Source organism: Afipia sp. GW823-FHT06G09, from assembly GCF_058794875.1.
Window position 1 is genome coordinate 808,391 of sequence record NZ_JBXAHF010000004.1, and the last position, 17,770, is coordinate 826,160.

Below are 17,770 nucleotides of genomic sequence, written 5' to 3' on the forward strand. Positions count from 1 at the left end.
CCGGTGCGTCGTTCGTCCCTGTGATCGTCCACGACACCGAAGCCGGCGTCGGCGTGGTGACAATGCCGTCCGAAACGCCGTAGTTGACGGTTACCGTCGTCGTCGCACCCTCGGCCAAATGCTGATAGGCGGCGTTGCCCGGATCGAGCGTAAAGGTATGATTGACGGCATCGTAGGTAACACCGGCAGGCAGTGAACCGGGGACATCGACGCCGGGCACGTTGACCACAGACAGCGTCGCTCCGTCATCGACGTCCGAAGCGTTGGCCAGCGCATTCAAAACACTGACCGGAGCATCCTCGACTACCAGCGCATCGGACACGGTGCCGCTGACGACAGGCTCGTCATTCGAACCGGTATAGGTGACGGTCACCGTTTGGCTGCTCGAGGTGCCAGTAGCGACGCCGTTATGATAATCGGCAACGGTGATGTCGTAGGTAACCGTGAGGGTCTGGCCATCCGCCAGGAAATCCAGCGCGCTGTCCGTGATCTTGTAAGTCCAGTCAACCGACCCACTGCCCGTCCCTGTGCTGTCATGCGGCACCAGCGTACGCGCGCTTGCGTTTGTCAGGTCATTGATCTGGATTGACGTCAATGTCCCGCCCGACCAGTCGAAAATAGCGGACGATTGCGTGACCTGATGTGTGTCGGTCAGGTCGACATCGGCGAAGGTTACGGTGCCGCCGGCCGGATCCAACGTCGCGGATCCGGTGGTGGCCGTCAACTCCGGGACCGTGGCACTGGCGGCAGCAGTGCCGCTGGTTATCGTCGGCGCATCGTTGGCGCCCGTAATGGTGACGGTTACAGTCTTGGCAACCGACGTATCGTTGCTGTTGCTGCTGTTGTCTTTGACAGTGATCGTATAGGTCGCCGTAATTGTCTCGCCTTCCGCGAGGTACTGGATCAGGTTGGTATCCAGCGCGAAATCCCAGTTGAAGTCATGATCGCCCGCAGCCAGGGTCGACGAAGGAACCGTCAGTGCGGTGGCCAGCGCGAGAGCCAATGCAGGAGAGACACCTGCGCTTCCCGCTGCATCGTTGTTGTAGGCAACGTGCGCCGTATGGGTATCCGTCAGGTCGGTATCAGTGAACGTGACCGAGCCGTGGTCTTTCAGAATACCACCGACAGGATCGACGTCTTCCTTGACTGCTGCGCCGTTGTCGATGACAGAAATAACGGGCTGGTCATTCGCGGCGCCGACCTGAACCGTGATCTGCTTTGTCGACGAAAGGCCGTTGTTGTCCGTGACCGTGACGTCGTAGATCAGCGTCAGGGTCTGCCCCTTCGCCAGAAAGTCGAACAGATGGTCCGGCAGCTTGAATTCCCAGCTGATCGAGCCCTGGTTGTTGGTATCGGTATTGTTCTCCGATACCGAGGCCGTCACCGCGCCATTGAGGGCATCGCGGGTTGCCTGCGGAATGTCGTTGTAACTGCCGCCCGACCAGACCACTAATGAGGCGCCCTGAAGCGCGGCACTCGCCGTATGGGTGTCGGAGAGGTCCACATCGGCAAACGCCAGCGTGCCGGTCGCAACATCGACGACCGAATTAGGCGCGCCTGTTGTGTCGGGAACCTCGTCGGCCTGATGAATCGACGCGTCGGCCGTCAGCACCGGTGCATCGTTGGTGCCGGTGATCGTGATCGTGACGGCTTGTGTGACCGGGACGCCGTTGTCGTCCTTGATCGTGATCGTATAGACCTGCGTGATCGTCTGGCCTTCAGCCAGCGACTGCAGCGTGGGATCGTTGTCGTCCAGCGAGAAGTGCCAGCCAACCGAGCCCTGATTGTTGGTATCCGTGGTGCTTTCGGAAACCGGGTCGACGGTGAATGTTCCGATCTTGGTCGTCGTCGGGGCATTTCCAGCCCCGTTGACAAAACCTGGCAGGGCTGAACTGGTCGTCGATGTCAGTTCGACGGTGGCGGTGTGTGCATCGGTCAGATCGACGTCCTTGAACGTGATCGTGCCGTTTGCCTCAATATGACCCGACGTGACCGGGACGTCTTCCTTGACCGCGCCGGTGATGATCGTCGGAGTTCCTCCCACGATGGTCGGCGCGTCGTTGGCGCCCGTAATCGTGATCGGGATTTCAACGATGCCGGTATCTGGTCCAGATGTCGCGGTCACCTGGATCTTGAAGGTGACAGTCTGGCCGTCGTCCAGAAAATTGAACTGCTCGCGATCGAAGGAAACGATGCCTGTGGTCTGGTTGATGTTAAGCAGCGGTTTCAGAAAAGCTTCGCTGAGATAGCCGACCGTGCTGACTGCGCTCTTGATGATGGCGCTGCCGGCGACGAATGGAACACCGATATCGTAGAACGGCGCACTGCCGATATCCGGGTCGTCGATCTTGACCACGTCCTTGAAGTTGAAAACCCTGATCGTCGGAGCAAACGCCTGATCCGCGAAAACAGGGAGCGCCGAAAATTGCGCCTTTGTGTTGTAGAAAGTCCTCGAGGGATTTGGCTGACCGGTAACGGGATCGACTCCGACGCCCGGAATTGTGATGACCTTCGGTGGCCCGAGGTCCTGCAAAGGCTTGTAGAACGCAAACGGATTGATGTTGTCGCCGGGAGAGCCAAATCCGGTTTTCTGCGACTTCGGATTGGAGTTGTCCGGATTGTAGTTCGGGAAGTACAGCTTGAAGACTTCCTGGATCAGGGCCTTCGCAGATTCCTGATCCGCAAGCGTCTTGAGCTGTTCGATCGCCGTCGGAGGCTGACCGATGCCGCTAACCGAAACATAGGTCACCTGCCCGGCCTGCGACACCGTGCCGATCAGTTGGCCGGTCGTCTTGTCGTAGAGATTGTAGGAACCCGTGTGCCCATCAGGCTCGACCAGCACCGAAAATTTTGTCGGTCCGTCATTCGCGCCGATTTCCACCAGCACCGCCGTACCGCGAATACCCATCGTGGCAACCGGCGTCTCGACGCGCATGTTGCCGTTCTTGGCGGTCTGTCCCGCAACGAAAGTAATGGTGCCCTGAACCAGGCTGATCAGCGATGAGTTCGACGATCCGTTCGGATCGAAGATCATTTCGTTGAGCACCATGCGTGCGTTCGACGTCATGCCGAACACGCTGCCATCAACAAACGTCATGCCGATCGAAGAGTCGGATCCGGTCTGGACCACGTCGCCTTTTTGCACGGCGTCCCCGACACGCAATTCGACCGATACGCCGTTGCGGATGACGGTGGCGCTTCCGGACATTTTCTGGACGTGACCGATGATCTGTCCAGCCTGTGCCGGCGCTGTGGCCTGCGCGTAGTGGACGTGGCCGGTCAGCGCATCAACGATGTGACCGGCAAGGGTCGCACCGTCCTTGGTGGCGAGGGCTGGCCGTGCGTCACCCTTGAAGTAGTTTCCGACGACGAATTTCTGGCCGTCGCCCGAAATGATCAGGTCGCTGCCGATCCGCATATACTCGCCAGAGAACAGCAGATGCGCGTCGGGAACAACGATGTGGCTGTCCGACGCGTGATGCTGAACGAATCCTGGTTTCGGATCAAAAGACAATCGCTCCCCACCCAGCGAAACTGGGGAGTCGTGCGCTAACCCGGCGTCAAATGGTCCGGAAAAATTCAAACTCAGCCCGCCCGTCTGAAAATTATTCTTAAGAAATTCAGAATTGCCGGTTCATAGCATCAAAGACCGCGGCCCCATAGTGAATTGAACTAAACGGCATGGTTTTACATGGCCGCGTTAAGTAAAGCTGCGGGGTCATGACTTGGCTATTCCGCCACTACTTTCTAACGTCATGGGATAAAGTCGATAATTCATGCTGCTCCGCAAAATCATCCCCGGGTGAGGAAAGGCCAATCCAGCCTAAAAGCCTGAAGAAACGCACAAAAATAAACGCAAGATAACCAAACTATACAATCGATATATCAAAATAGACTTGTGCTGTACGCTCTACAATACGTCAAACACTTGCGTGTTTTGGCGATTTACACGGTCAGCCGCGCCGTTAGCCCTATCTACAATTTTAGACAATGTGGTCAGCGTTAGTTCCGCATATTTGAATCCAAATGGCGGATTAGCCCCTCGTTTAAGCCGTCGAAAAGGGGATCGCGCCTACTCCTTGTGACGAAATGATCTGGTCACGAGCTCGCATATCTCTGCAAGCCGATGCCCGGACACGGGGCGTCACATGTCGGCTTTCAATGTTCTGCGCACGAGCGCACTGTCATTCGTGATTGTTATCAGCACCTTGAGCGGCGTTGCTCACGGGGCGCCTCACGCCGTGCACGAAGCGTACAGCGAAGCTATCAAGGACCGGCCGGGCACGGCTACGGAGCCGTTTGGGCTGCCGACCTCGACCCTGGCCGACGGCCCGCTTCGCGCCAAATGGCTGACGGTTGAGCGCGCCATCGCGGCCGAAGCCGAGGTCATTGCCGGCTGCGCCGGCGATCCTGGACACTGCGCATCCCAGCCGGCCCTCCGATTCCTTGAAATCGTAAAGATGGCTTCCAGCCGTGAAGGCCTTGCCCGGTTTGGCGAAATCAACCGCGCTTTCAACCTTGCCATCCGGCCGGTCAGCGATCGTGCTCAGTACGGCGTCGAGGACTACTGGCAGTCACCGCTGGCGACACTCGCGGCTGGCGCGGGCGACTGTGAAGATTACGCGATTGCCAAGCTCGTTGCGCTCCGCGCCGCCGGGGTTGCCGCCGAGGACCTTCGCCTTCTGATCATCCGCGAGACCGCAACCGGCGACGACCATGCCGTGGTTGCAGCCCGGTTCGAAGGACAGTGGCGGGTGCTCGACAACCGGACTTTCATCATGCTTGAGGACAGCGATTTCGACAAATACCGCCCCCTCTTCGCGATCGACGCGGAAGGCGCGAAACGGTTTGAACAGCCGATGTTCGCGAACGCCGCACAGGTCACGCAGGCGCGCCCGGCCGAGATCGCGCAGCATGAAGTCGCCGCCGGTCCCGGAACATCGGAAACCGCGTTGAGCATGGATAGTTCTGCATTCGACGAGTTCTGTCAGACCCTCGCGATGTAACGGACATCTGACGAGGCCCGGCCGGATTGGCTCACGGTCCGGTTAACTGATCTGTGTCCATCGCTCAGATTTTGGCGATGGTTTTAATGGTCGCGACAAACAACAAGGCAGCGAGTGTAACGAGCAGCCATCCGGGGTTGTCGCACAGGGTCGCTCCCTGACGGCAGACTTCGTCGGCCAGAGCCCAGCCGCGGTTCCGGGTGGCGCCGGCGAGCAGGAAGATGCCGCCCGCGCCTGTGATTGCGAGAATAAGCTGACGCATGGGTCCACTCCTTTCCGACGCCGATGTTCGGCGGGAACAAGTGAATCAATGCTTGTCCGGATTGCCGAAACCCGGGTGTTTCGCGAGAAAATCAGCCACGCTTGAGGGCGGCGGCCTTGTCCATGGCTGCCCCTATGGCGGCGAACCGGCCCTCAACCCCGGTGCGCATCTCAGGATGAGTAAATACGTAGAGATCGTTCGCGCGGATCGCCGTCAGCACACGCGCGGCAACGTCCGACGGGTCGAGCCCTGACTGGATCAGTTCGGCAATGTGGGCGACCATCATGCCTAGCGGAGTTGCGGGATCTGGCGTTTCTGTCTGACCGTAATGCTCCGGCCGGTTACGTCCGCTCTCTCCGATGCGCGTGCGGACGAATCCTGGACAGAGGACGCTGACCCCGATTCCGAACGGCGCAAGTTGTAGCGCGAGCCCCTCAGACATGCCGACCACCGCGAATTTGCTTGCGGTGTAGGGGCTGAAACCCAATGCGCTCTCCATGCCGGCCATCGAGGCCGTGTTGACGATGTGACCGCCCTCGCCGTGGGCACGGATGTGCGGAACGAAGGTGCGGATGCCGTGCACGACGCCCATGAGGTTGACATCGAGCACCCATCGCCAGCTATCCAGCGAGATGTTGTCAATTCCGCCGCCAGCGGCGACACCGGCATTGTTGCAAACGATGTGTACGTTTCCGAATGCGTCATATGTTGCCTTCGCGGCGCGCTCGACGCTGACAATATCGGTGACATCGCAGTCGATACCGCGCACCTCCGGACCTGTGTTGTGAAGGCTTTTTACCGCAGCGGCCAATGCGTCCGTTTCGATATCGGCGAGCATCACCTTCATGCCCGCTTCCGCAAAGGCCCGGCCGAGTGCGAAACCGATGCCGCTGGCACCCCCCGTCACGAACGCTGTCTTGCCCGCGAGTTCCTGCATGTTTCCCCCAATGATTCTTTTCGCTGACGCCATCATCTCACAATCGGGTGAGCGAGAACCAGCGTCGACCAACGATCATCGCAAGCAACCGATTCAAATATGAAATGTGAATTTGCGAATGTCTTAAAATGGACACGCGCAGGCGTCTTACTTTGATCGTTATCCGTCGCGTCGGGGTGGAACCGCGGAGCACGCGCGTTGCAGCCGTCGCATTTTCGCGGAAAGGAATTTTGCCGATGGCAACACGTCTACAAAGACTTGCAGAATTTGATGGCAATGGCGAACCGTCTCCCGATGAGGCGGTTCAGGTTTTATGCGAGGATAAGAGCGGGACCTATCAGCTTCCCTTCGCATGCCGCCGGGTCAACGGCGAATGGCGCAACAGCGAATCCGGAAGTCTTGTCGAAGCGATGGTCGTCGGGTGGAGGCGGCCCCGGGAGGCGCGATCCTGACTGAAGAGCCGCAGCGGCCTTCAGACGCGATCACGCCTCGCGCCGACCTGATGCTTACTTCTTCGCCTTGGAAGCAGCGTAACGCGCCTTGGTCTCGGCGTTCATGGGATAGAGGCCGGGCAGTTCCGCGCCGTTGTTGACCTCGTTGACGATCCAGCCCTCCATCGCCTCCTGCTCCGGACCTTCCGTCAGGATCAGCTCGAGGAATGCCTGCGGGATCAGCACCGCGCCATCCTGATCGGCCACGATCACGTCATCGGGAAACACGGCGACCCCGCCGCAACCGATCGGCTCGCCCCAATTGACGAACGTCAGTCCGGCGACCGACGGCGGTGCAGCAGCCCCGTCGCACCATACCGGCAGGCCGGTGCCGAGCACGCCCTCAACATCGCGCACCACGCCATCCGTCACCAGCGCCGTGACGCCGCGCTTCGCCATGCGCGCGCAGAGAATGTCTCCGAAGATGCCCGCGTCGGTGATGCCCATCGCGTCGACAACGGCGATGCAGCCCGGCGGCATCGCTTCGATGGCGGTCCGGGTTGAAATCGGCTTCGACCACGATTCCGGCGTCGCAAGATCTTCCCGCGCCGGCACAAAGCGCAGCGTGAAGGCCGGACCGACCAGACGCTCCTGTCCCGGACGCAACGGCCGCGACCCACGCAGCCACACATTGCGGAGCCCCTTCTTGAGAAGGATGGTCGTGATGGTGGCGGTCGTGATTTTCTTGAGCGTGGCGATGGCTTCAGGCGAGAGCGACATGGGAAAACTCCGGTGTGGTGTGCCACGCCTTTTTGCGAAAGCCCGGCTTGGCGTCAAGGCGACATTCGCGTGACCGGTAATCTCCGCTTATGTGCCGCGATAACACCAACTTATTTGCCATTTGACCTGGAGTATCGGACAAAGGGGCGTCGATATCGAGATCCGGCCCGTCGATGACCCCGCCCCGCATCCTCCCGTCTGGAGACACTGCCTTGGCGGTCGAATTCGGCCGCAGCATCGATCCGGCGGTCAACCGGCAGGTCCTTGCGCTTGATCGCGAGGTCGCCCGCGAAGCCGTCACCGGGGTCACGGAGACTGTTCCGACCTATCGCTCGCTGCTGGTTCATTACGATCCGCTGCGGATCGATTTCGCAACCCTGTCGGAGAAACTGCTGACGCTCGCGCAGCGGCCCGTTCCCGCGCAAACCGGCATCAGGCGCTGGCGTGTTCCGGTGGTCTATGGCGGAGAGCACGGTATCGACCTCGACGATGTCGCGCGTGCGCATAACATCTCGACTTCCGAGGTGATCGCCAAGCATACCGGCGGCGACTACCGCGTCGCAATGATCGGCTTCACGCCGGGCTTCGCATATCTCGGCGGCCTCGATCCCGCCATCGCCACGCCGCGGCGTGAGACCCCGCGGACCGAAACACCGGCCGGCACCATTTCCATTGGCGGCGTACAGGCCTGCGTGCAGTGCCTCGCCGCTCCAAGCGGCTGGCACCTGCTGGGGCGAACGCCTGTCCGCACCTTCCATCCGCATCGCGATCCGGTGTTCCTGATGGAGCCCGGAGATGCCATCACCTTCCATGCCATCAAGGCCAATGAATTTGCCTCGCTTGATCGCGCTGCTGAGCAAGGCGAAGCCGTCGCCGAACTGATTGCGTCATGAGCAAACTCGTCGTCGTTACAACCGGGCCCGCAACCTCGGTTCAAGATGCCGGGAGGTTCGGCGCACAACGCTACGGTCTCACCACCAGCGGCGCGATGGACCGTGTGTCGCTGGCGATGGCCAATACTCTTGCAGGAAATTCTCCGCTGGCCGCGGCCATTGAGATCGGGCCATTCGCGACCGCTTTCACGGCACGCAACGGAGCCGTGCGCGTCGCACTATCGGGAGCCGCGCGCGCCGCGGACGTTGCAGGCTCGCCGCTGCTGACGAATGAAACAGCACTGATTGCGGAGGGCGAAACGCTCAGGCTGGGCGCAGCGCGGAATGGCATGTTTAGTTATCTCGCGATCGAAGGCGGCATCGCGGGTGAGCCGGTTTTCGGAAGCCTGTCAGTCAACGCTCGCGCCGATCTCGGCAGTCCCTTCCCGCGCCCGCTGCAGGTGGGCGATGCGCTGGACGTCGGAACCGCGCAGATTGCCCCGCACGAGCGCGCGCTGGATACGTTCGACATTCCACAGGCACCTATTCGCGTCGTGATGGGACCGCAGGATGACGAGTTCGGCGCTGCGTGCGATGTGTTTCTCAACAGCGAATGGCGCATCTCCGCCACCAGCGATCGCATGGGCTATCGGCTGGAAGGACCGAAAGTTGTTCACCCAGGCGGCCATAACATTGTTTCCGACGGCGCGGTTCACGGCAGCATTCAGGTGCCGGGTAACGGACAGCCCATCGTGCTGATGGCGGATCACGGGACGACCGGCGGTTATCCCAAGATCGCAACAGTGATCAGCTCCGACCTTGGACGATTGGCGCAGGCCCAGTCTGGCGCCATCATTCGCTTCAAGGCCGTCAGTGTCGAGGACGCGCAGACCGAAGCGCGCAAACTTGCGAAATTCATCCACGACCTGCCCGGCCGCCTTCATCCCGCCGGTGGATCGAGCCTCAATCTTGTCGAATTGCAAAAGGCCAATGTCGCCGGCGTCGCGGTGAATGCCATCGACGAGCCGTAACCACGAGGCGTACCATGAGCGTTGATCTCAACAGCGATCTCGGCGAAGGATTCGGTGCGTGGGACATGGGCAGCGATGACGCCATGCTCGGCCTCGCCAGCAGCGTCAATGTCGCGTGCGGTTTTCACGCCGGTGATTCCGACATCATGCTCAGGACTGCGAAGCTCGCAAGGGAACGCGGCGTCAGCATCGGCGCGCATCCGGGCTACCGCGATCTGCACGGTTTCGGGCGGCGGCCGGTGCCGGGGCTGAAATCGTCCGAGATCGAGACCATGGTTGCCTACCAGATCGGCGCCTTGCAGGCGGTCGCCGCACTGGCCGGTCACAAGGTGACCCACGTCAAGGCGCACGGCGCGCTCTCGAACGTTGCATGCGCAGACGACATGACCGCGCGCGCTATCGCGGCTGCGATCAAGGCTGTTGATCCGAACCTCTATTTTGTGGTGCTACCAAACACCGCGCTGGTCCGCGCGGGCGAAGCCGCCGGGCTGAAGCTGATCTATGAGGTGTTCGCCGACCGCGCTTATGAGGACGACGCGCAACTGATGGCGCGAAGCAAACCCGGATCGGTTCTTCATGACGCCGACCAGATCGCGCAGCGTGTGGTTCGCATGGTTCAGGACAATGCCATCACTGCCGCATCCGGGAAAATCATCCCGGTGAAGATCGATACCGTCTGCATTCACGGCGACACGCCGGGCGCGGTCGACATCGCACGCAGGGTGCGCACTGAACTGGAGAATAGCGGCGTTACCGTCGCGCCGTTCAACTCGCGGCGCTAGCTTCCATCGGTTGAACGACGTCTGTCTGCGCGATCAGCCGCTTCAGTTCCGGAATGCACGAGCCGCAATTGGTGCCCGCTTTCAGTTTTGCGCCGATGTCAGCCGCACTACGCGAACCTTCCGCGATTGCACCACAGATCGCATTCCGGCCGACACCGAAGCAGGCGCAGACCACGGGACCATCGCTCGCGACGCCATCCGCTGATTTGCCAGACAGCAGAAGTCGCCGCTGGTCGTCGCTGACCGCTTCTGCAGCGAATGCCACTTTCACCGCGTCCCAATTCAGCGCGTCGGCCGCCAGGCCGATAAACAGGCAGGCTTCAAGCATGTCGCCGGAAAACTGTGCCGCGCGGTACACCCCGTGAGCCGCATCTTCGTACTCGGCGACGTGTTCAGTCTCGCCCTGCGCCGCGAGAAAGGTTCTCCAGTTTGTGGCATCGAGATTGCTGGCGAGCAGATAACCATATCCGCCGGTGACCGCCACGCGCGACCACCACACGCCTTTCGGAAACGCCACGGGCTTGCGTGACAACACAAAGCCGCGTTGCGCGAACACAACCGCCTCGATCGCGACCGGCGTGGCCTTGTTCTCCGGCTGACCGGAGAACGGATCGGTGAACGGCGCAACCAGCGCCCCTATGCGCCCGGACGCAGAATTTTCCTGACTCCAGTGAATTGGCGCGAACAGCATGCCGCGCTGCTGCCGCTCGCTGACGACGACCTTCAGGATGCACTGCCCGAGATCGGTCGCGAGACGCGCATAACCGCCGTCGACGATGTCAGCCTGCGCGGCGTCGGCCGGATGAATCTCCACATATGGTTCGGGAAGATGCTGACCGAGACGCGGACTGAGACCTGTGCGGGTCATGGTGTGCCACTGGTCGCGGATGCGTCCGGTGTTGAGCCGCAAAGGTCGCGCCGCGGAGATTTCTCCGCGGAGCACCGGCACGTCCGGCGCGATAAAGTGCCCCCTGCGATCCGGCGTGAAATATCGCCCGTCGGCGAAGAAGCGCGACTGCGGTTCTGTCGTTCCTTTCGGAGCCGGCCACATGAACGACGGCATCGTGTCGAATTCATCGTCGGCAACCGACACCATCGCCCCGATATCGAAGTCGCGGCTGCCGCCATTTTCAAACGCCGACAACTCGGCGTGCTCACGGAAAATGTCGGCGGCTGAGTTATAGGTGAATGCCGCGCCGTAACCGAGGCGCTTCGCAACCTCGCTCATGATCCACCAGTCCGCCTTCGCCTGCCCCGGTGGCGGCAGGAATGCGCGCTGACGCGATATCCGCCGCTCGGAATTGGTTACCGTACCGGACTTCTCGCCCCATGCATGTGCGGGCAGCAGCACATGTGCGCCGGAATTGATGCTGTCGTTGGACTGCACATTCTCGGAAATCACCAGCAGATCGAGCTTGCGCATCGCTGCGCGCACGGCGTCCGCGTTCGGCAGCGACACGGCGGGGTTGGTGCCCATCACCCACAGCGCTTTGATCTCTCCGCGGCCGATGGCCTGGAACATCTGCACCGCCTTGAGCCCTTCATGGGTGGCGATATGCGGCGCTTTCCAGAACCGGCGTACGCGGTCGATGTCCGGCGGCGTGAAACTCATATGCGCGGCAAGCTGATTGGCGAGACCGCCCACCTCGCGCCCGCCCATGGCGTTCGGCTGACCAGTCAGCGAGAACGGTGAAGCCCCCGGCTTGCCGATACGCCCGGTCGCGAGATGGCAATTGATGATCGCATTGACCTTGTCGGTCCCTTGCGCCGACTGGTTGACTCCCTGCGAATAGAGCGTCACGGCACGCGGCGTTTTGGCAAACATCTGGAAAAAAGCCGCGACGTCGGATTCGGAGAGGCCCGTCGCGAGCGCAGTCGCGGGAATGCTGCCGGCAATGCTGCGCGCCTTCGCCAATGCTTGATCGAACCCGGCCGTATGCTCCTCGATGTAGGCGCGGTCGAGCGCGCCGTTATCCGCGAGGTATGTCAGCAGTCCGCTGAACAGCGCCGTATCGGTTCCGGGTTTAAGGCCGAGAAATAGATCGGCGTCGCCCGATGTCTCGGTCTGTCGCGGATCGATCACGACGATGCGTGCGCCGCGCTTCTGCTTGTTGGCTATCATCCGCTGGAACAGGACCGGATGACACCATGCCGCGTTCGATCCGACCAGCACCAGCAGGTCGGCCTGATCGAGATCCTCATAGCAGCCCGGCACCGTGTCGGAGCCGAAAGCGCGGCGATGCCCCGCGACCGACGACGACATGCAGAGCCGCGAGTTGGTGTCGACATTCGCCGTGCCGATGAAGCCCTTCATCAGCTTGTTGGCGACATAGTAGTCCTCGGTGAGCAATTGCCCCGAAAGATAGAAGCCGACCGATCCGGGTCCATGCTTGGCGATAATGTGCTGAAGCCGGTTGGCGATGTGATCCAGAGCATCGGTCCACGCCACCTGCTCAAGCTTGCCGTTCGAGCAGCGGATCATGGGATCCAGCAATCGCTCGCCGAGGCCCAGAGTTTCGCCAAGCGCCGAGCCCTTGGAACACAGCCGGCCGAAATTCGCCGGATGTTCGGGATCACCCGCGATTGTCGCGCCGCCCTTGCCGTCGGGCGCGGCGATCACGCCGCAACCAACGCCGCAATAAGGACAGGTGGTTTTTGTGGGAGCGAGGGATGGACCGGCGTTTGTCATGCGGTTCCCCGCACGACAAACGGATCAGAGGTCAGAACGGATGGTACGAGAGCGTGCCGAACACGATGGCAGCGATCAGCGCGAACGCGCTGTAGACCGCGAGCGTATGAACGCGATCGTCCGGCTCCGCTTGGGCGGAAGCCGCCCGGGCATGGGCTTCTATTCCAGACGCAATATCGCTCATCGCCGATCTCCAATCGATCACGTGAGACGATATTGAATTGCTTTATCAGCCACTTACAAGGCGCGCCGTGAAAAGACGATAAACTTGCCCCGCCCTGCGCCACAGGAGAGGAAATTCCTCCCCTGACGGTCTGCAGAGGATGAACTGTCTCCGGCGGAACCGGCAATTTACCCCTGCCTGCCATCAATAGACGTCCTGCTGATAGCGGCCCTTCTTCTTCAGATCGGCTACGAAGGCGATCGCTTCGTCCGTCGATCGCGCGCCGAACTGCGCGGTGATGTCGACCAGCGCGCGCTCGACATCCTTCGCCATTCGCTTGGCGTCACCGCAGACATAGACATGCGCGCCGTCCGCCAGCCAGTTCCACAGCTCGCGGCCAACCTCGCGCATCCGGTCCTGCACGTAGAATTTCTCCGCGCCATCGCGCGACCAGGCCAGCGACAGCCGCGTCAGCAGACCGGATGCCTTCATCGCGTTCAACTCATCGGAATAGAAGAAATCGTATTCGCTGCGCTGATGGCCGAAGAACAGCCAGTTGCGGCCCGGCGCCTTGGTCGCCTGCCGGTCATGCAGGAACGCGCGGAACGGCGCGATGCCGGTTCCCGGACCGATCATGATGATCGGTGTGTTCGGGTCCTGCGGCAGGCCAAAGCCATGCGCCTTCTGAACGTAGACACCAAGCTGCTCGCCGGGATTGATCCGCTCCGCGAGAAACGTCGATGCAAGGCCAAGACGCTTGCGTTTGCCGATGACGTAGCGCACCGCATCGACGGTCAGCGACAGCTTGCCCGGCGTGGCGTTATGCGACGACGAGATCGAGTACAGCCGCGGCTGCAATGGCTCCAGCGTCTCGATGAAGGCTTCGGGATGCGGCCGGACGCCGGCAAACTTCTGCAATGCCGCCAGCACGTCGAGATTGGCTGCATCGCCGTCCGGATCATCGCCCGACGCCAGCGCCCGCGCCTTCTCGCGCTGTGCGCCGCCGGTCACGAACGAAATCAGCTCGAACAGCGTATCCGGCGCAGGAGACAGGGACACATCGTTGAGCAAGACCTCGCGCAGCGGCTTGCCGTTCACTTCCGTCATGTGCGACGCGCCGAGCATTGCAATGATCTGGTCCACGAGACCGAGATCGTTGGCGGCGAACACGCCGAAGGAGTCCCCGACAACATAATCGAGACCGGCCTGCGAAAGGTCGAACTCAATGTGCCAGGTCTCCTTTTCCGAGCCGGGCTTGTTGACCAGGCGGCGCGACAGGAAGGAAGCCTTTACGGGATTGTCACGCGATCGGCCCGGTTCTCCCGTCGGCGCGGCGGCGACAGGCGCTGCGGCGGGTGCACTCGCAGGCGCTGATGCGGCAGCGGGGGCTTTCTCGAGCTCCTCGTAAAGAGACTTGAGCATCCGTGCGGTTTCCTTGCCGCCCGGAACGCAGAGGTTGAGCCGTGCCTCGGACTTGTTGGCGATCACCTCCGAATAATCGTGGCAGTTGTAACCGCACTGGCCGCAATCCTGCTGCGCCATCGCCGCCATCATCTTGCGGCGGATCGGACGCCCCTCGGCAAGTTTCATGCGCTCCGCGATCGGCATGGTCTGATCGTGCCATGGCGCTTCGCCGTCATCGCCATCGCCAACGGCGCCATTCATCACCGCCGCGCCCTGCTCCGCCGACAGCGGCGTCACGGCGTTGTCGAGCGACACGAGACCGGCAAAGAACCCATTGAGCCAGGAACGCTGCTCCTGCGAAAACGGCGCGGTTTCCGGAATGATCTGAAGCTGCGCAGGAGGTGTAATCTGGTTCATCACACAGCCTCCAGTTCGGTCATGCGCTTGAGGTCGTCGATCTCGATCCGCTTAGCGAAAGCGATAAACGTCTCCTCTTCGGAGGCGCGATTGGCGACATACGCCTTCAACACACGCTCGACGGTACGCGGTGCATCCACCGCCTTCACATTCTGGAACAGTTCGCGACCCATCGTAGCTTCGGTACCGAACCCGCCGCCCACCAACAGGTGATACCCATCGACGGTGTCACCATCGTCATTGATCGGAACACGTGCACCGATCAGGCCAATGTCGCCGATATAGTGCTGCGCGCATGAATGGTGACATCCCGTAAGATGAATGTTCACCGGCGTTTCCAGCGGCACGCGCTCCTCACACCACGCGGCAATCTCGTCGGCGCTCTCCTTGGTGTGAGCCGCGGCGAAGCGGCAACCGGTCGCTCCCGTGCACGCGATCAGGCCGGCACGCAGTGCGGACGTCGTTGTCGCCAACCCCAAAGCCTCGATGGCCGCGGTGACGGTCGCAACGTTGCCGTCCGGCACTCCGGAGATCAGCAGGTTTTGCCAGACCGTAAGACGGATATCGCCATCGCCGAAATCCGCCGAGAGCTTCGCAAGTCCACGAATTTGCTCCGGTGACAACCGTCCGAGCTTCAGCGCAACGCCAATCCAGTTCAGGCCCGCCTGCTTCTGCGGGTGCACGCCAATATGGGCCAGGCGATCATAGGCCGGGCGCGGTGCGATGGCTTCCGCGGGGACACGCGCCAGCTTGCGGCCGAGCTTCTCCTCGACGGCGGCGAGAAACTTGTCGAAGCCCCACGAGTCCAGCACGTACTTGAGCCGCGCCTTGTTGCGGTTGGTGCGATCACCGTTCTCTATAAAGACGCGCACGATCTTGTCGGCAACGTCGGTTGCGTCCTGCGGCTTCAGAATGACGCCAGTGTCGCGTGCGAAATCCTTGTGGCCGGTGATGCCACCCAGCGCCAGCCGGAAGTAAATGCCGGGCTCGACACCGTGACCATCAAGCACCTCGACGGCCTGAAACGCGATGTCGTTGGTCTCTTCCAGAGTCGCAATGCGCCCTGCTCCGTCGAACGCCACATTGAACTTGCGCGGCAGGCCGTACAGCGAACGGTCGTTAAGAATGTGGAAGTGCCATTCGCGGGCATAACGCCGCGTATCGAGGATCTCCTGCGGATCGATTCCCGCAGTCGATGTACCGGTGACGTTGCGGATATTGTCAGCGCCAGAACCGCGCGAACAAAGACCGAGATCCTGCAACCCCTCGATGATGTTGATTGCGTTCTTCGGCTCGATCTCGCGAAGCTGGAGATTGGCGCGCGTGGTTACATGCGCATAAGGGCCGGCGAAATTCTCGGCCAGATCGGCCACACCTGCGAACTGCCAGTGCTTGAGGATGCCGTTCGGAATCCGCATGCGGCACATGTAGGATGCCTGCGTCGGCGCAACGTAGAAGATGCCGTAATAGCGCCAGCGGAAATTGTCCGGCGGCTTCGGCGCTTCGTTGTTCTGCGCCTGCTTCACCAGCCGCGGATAGGCATCGAACGGATGCTCCTCGCGCTTGAATTTCTCCTGATCGTTGAGCTTGCCGCCAGCGGCAACGGCGCGGTCCTGTGCCTTGAGGTGAATGGCGTCAGGCCCAACCGGCTCGGACTTCGCCGGCGCATTGGTGCGTGCAACACGCGAGGCAGAGAGCCCCGACACGAATCCTTCGAGATATCGCTTCTGGTCCGGAGAAAAATCGCTGGACATGTCTCATGCGGCCTTCGGTTGTGCGAGAGCGCGGCCAAACATCATGTCGCCACGGATCGCTTCGATGGACGCCGTTGTCCTGATCAGTTCGAGGTACCAGAGCGCGTCCTGCGTATCGCCGACCAGGACCGCTCCCTTGAGGCGGCCATCTGCCACCACAAGCTTCTTGTAAGTGCCACGCCGTTCGTCATTGAACACAAGCGTGTCGGCGCCGGACTCGCCGAGGAAATCGCCAGCCGAAAACACGCTGACGCCGGAAACCTTCAAGTTCGTGGAAACGACGCTGCCGTTGTACTGCGCCGAACCACCCGCAAGATGATCGGCAAGGACCCGCGCTTGCTCATAAGCGGGTTCAACGAGCCCGTAACACGTGCCGCGATGCTCAGCACATTCACCGAGCGCAAACACATCGGCATGGCCCGTCCGCAACTGATCGTCGACGACGATGCCACGGTTGACCGGAACGCCGGCGTCTTTCGCCAGCGCAATGTTCGGACGGATACCTGCGGCGAACACCACGGCGTCCGCCGCAATCGCCCGCCCATCCGACAGTTCGATGCCCTGCGTCGTGCCCTCGCCAAAAATCTGTTTGGTATTGGCGCCGAGCAGAACTTCGATGCCCTTGCTTTCCACCAGCCGCTTCAACAGCGCTGCCGCCGGCGCATCGAGTTGCCGTTCCATCAGGCGGTCCATCAGATGCAGCAACGTCACCTTGGAGCCAGCCTTGGCAAGGCCGTAGGCTGCTTCAAGACCGAGCAGTCCGCCGCCAACCACCGCGACGCGCTTCTTGTCACGCGCCAGTTTCAGCAGCAGATCCACGTCACGGCTGTCGCGAAACGTATGAACGCCCGGCAGGTCCGCGCCCGGCACATTCAGCCGGATCGCAGTGGAGCCCGTGGCAATGACCACCTTCGAGAACGGAACGGCTGCGCCGTTCGCCAGATGAATCATGCGGTCCGTCAGATCAACAGAGGTGGCGGCGCAGCCGTATGTCAGCGTGACGCCGCGGTCGCGCCACCACGAGGCCGACCGTAGTTCGATCTCCTGCGAGGTAGCCTCGCCCGCCAGCACCGACGACAGCAGCACGCGGTTATAGGCCAGCCTCGGCTCGTCACCGATCACGGCAATGGCGTAACGTCCGAGTGCGCGCTTCGCCATTTCGTCGACAAAGCGGGCTGCGGCCATTCCGTTGCCAATGATGACAAGAGGTTCGCTCACGTCACGTCCTCACACCAATGCCTC

14 protein-coding genes are annotated in these 17,770 nt (G+C 61.4%); 5 read left to right on the plus strand and 9 right to left on the minus strand.

Features of this window, described 5'->3' with window-relative positions; genetic code table 11:
- Positions 1-3,514 (minus strand): VCBS domain-containing protein (locus AC1Q67_RS20720; RefSeq protein WP_492238168.1); only part of this gene is annotated, 3,514 nt, incomplete at its 3' end.
- A 634-nt stretch (positions 3,515-4,148) separates the two neighbouring features.
- Between AC1Q67_RS20720 and AC1Q67_RS20725 the strand changes: the two genes are divergently transcribed.
- Positions 4,149-5,006, plus strand: a complete 858-nt coding sequence (locus AC1Q67_RS20725) for a transglutaminase-like cysteine peptidase (protein WP_492236522.1) — start codon at positions 4,149-4,151, stop codon at positions 5,004-5,006.
- A 64-nt stretch (positions 5,007-5,070) separates the two neighbouring features.
- On the opposite strand, the gene AC1Q67_RS20730 is transcribed toward AC1Q67_RS20725, so the two are convergent.
- Entirely contained in the window at positions 5,071-5,268 is a 198-nt protein-coding gene (locus AC1Q67_RS20730; protein WP_024577983.1) for a hypothetical protein, read from the minus strand.
- A gap of 91 nt (positions 5,269-5,359) precedes the next feature.
- Positions 5,360-6,205, minus strand: coding sequence for an SDR family NAD(P)-dependent oxidoreductase (locus tag AC1Q67_RS20735; RefSeq protein ID WP_492236521.1), 846 nt, complete (start codon positions 6,203-6,205; stop codon positions 5,360-5,362).
- Between the two features lie 236 nt (positions 6,206-6,441).
- On the opposite strand from AC1Q67_RS20735, the gene AC1Q67_RS20740 reads away from it, so the two are divergent.
- Complete coding sequence (locus tag AC1Q67_RS20740; protein WP_024578158.1) at positions 6,442-6,657, plus strand: hypothetical protein; 216 nt, start codon at positions 6,442-6,444, stop codon at positions 6,655-6,657.
- A gap of 54 nt (positions 6,658-6,711) precedes the next feature.
- Here the strand turns inward: AC1Q67_RS20740 and AC1Q67_RS20745 are convergent, their stop codons facing one another.
- Complete coding sequence (locus AC1Q67_RS20745) at positions 6,712-7,416, minus strand: ribonuclease activity regulator RraA (protein ID WP_024577985.1); 705 nt, start codon at positions 7,414-7,416, stop codon at positions 6,712-6,714.
- A 173-nt stretch (positions 7,417-7,589) separates the two neighbouring features.
- Between AC1Q67_RS20745 and pxpB the strand changes: the two genes are divergently transcribed.
- From pxpB to AC1Q67_RS20760, 3 genes are read left to right on the plus strand one after another with little or no spacing between them, the layout of a single operon-like run.
- Entirely contained in the window at positions 7,590-8,309 is a 720-nt protein-coding gene (gene pxpB / locus AC1Q67_RS20750) for a 5-oxoprolinase subunit PxpB (protein ID WP_492236520.1), read from the plus strand.
- Positions 8,306-9,319, plus strand: coding sequence for a 5-oxoprolinase subunit C family protein (locus AC1Q67_RS20755; protein ID WP_492236519.1), 1,014 nt, complete (start codon positions 8,306-8,308; stop codon positions 9,317-9,319). The genes pxpB and AC1Q67_RS20755 overlap by 4 nt, the downstream gene beginning before the upstream one ends.
- A 14-nt stretch (positions 9,320-9,333) precedes the next feature.
- Positions 9,334-10,101 (plus strand): LamB/YcsF family protein, encoded by a 768-nt coding sequence (locus AC1Q67_RS20760; RefSeq protein ID WP_492236518.1) that lies wholly within the window; start codon positions 9,334-9,336, stop codon positions 10,099-10,101.
- Here AC1Q67_RS20760 and AC1Q67_RS20765 read toward each other — a convergent pair.
- From AC1Q67_RS20765 to AC1Q67_RS20785, 5 genes are all read right to left on the minus strand, one after another.
- Positions 10,085-12,790 (minus strand): molybdopterin-dependent oxidoreductase, encoded by a 2,706-nt coding sequence (locus AC1Q67_RS20765; protein WP_492236517.1) that lies wholly within the window; start codon positions 12,788-12,790, stop codon positions 10,085-10,087. The genes AC1Q67_RS20760 and AC1Q67_RS20765 overlap by 17 nt on opposite strands.
- Positions 12,791-12,821: 31 nt before the next feature.
- A complete protein-coding gene (locus AC1Q67_RS20770) occupies positions 12,822-12,974 on the minus strand; it encodes a hypothetical protein (RefSeq protein WP_492236516.1) in 153 nt (50 codons plus the stop codon).
- Positions 12,975-13,157: 183 nt separating this feature from the next.
- Positions 13,158-14,774: a sulfite reductase subunit alpha gene (locus AC1Q67_RS20775; protein ID WP_492236515.1), complete on the minus strand. Its 1,617-nt coding sequence runs from the start codon at positions 14,772-14,774 to the stop codon at positions 13,158-13,160.
- Positions 14,774-16,528: a NirA family protein gene (locus AC1Q67_RS20780; RefSeq protein WP_492236514.1), complete on the minus strand. Its 1,755-nt coding sequence runs from the start codon at positions 16,526-16,528 to the stop codon at positions 14,774-14,776. Before AC1Q67_RS20780 ends, AC1Q67_RS20775 begins: the two co-directional genes overlap by 1 nt.
- 3 nt (positions 16,529-16,531) lie before the next feature.
- Positions 16,532-17,746, minus strand: a complete 1,215-nt coding sequence (locus AC1Q67_RS20785) for an NAD(P)/FAD-dependent oxidoreductase (RefSeq protein WP_492236513.1) — start codon at positions 17,744-17,746, stop codon at positions 16,532-16,534.
- Between the last annotated feature and the right edge of the window lie 24 nt (positions 17,747-17,770).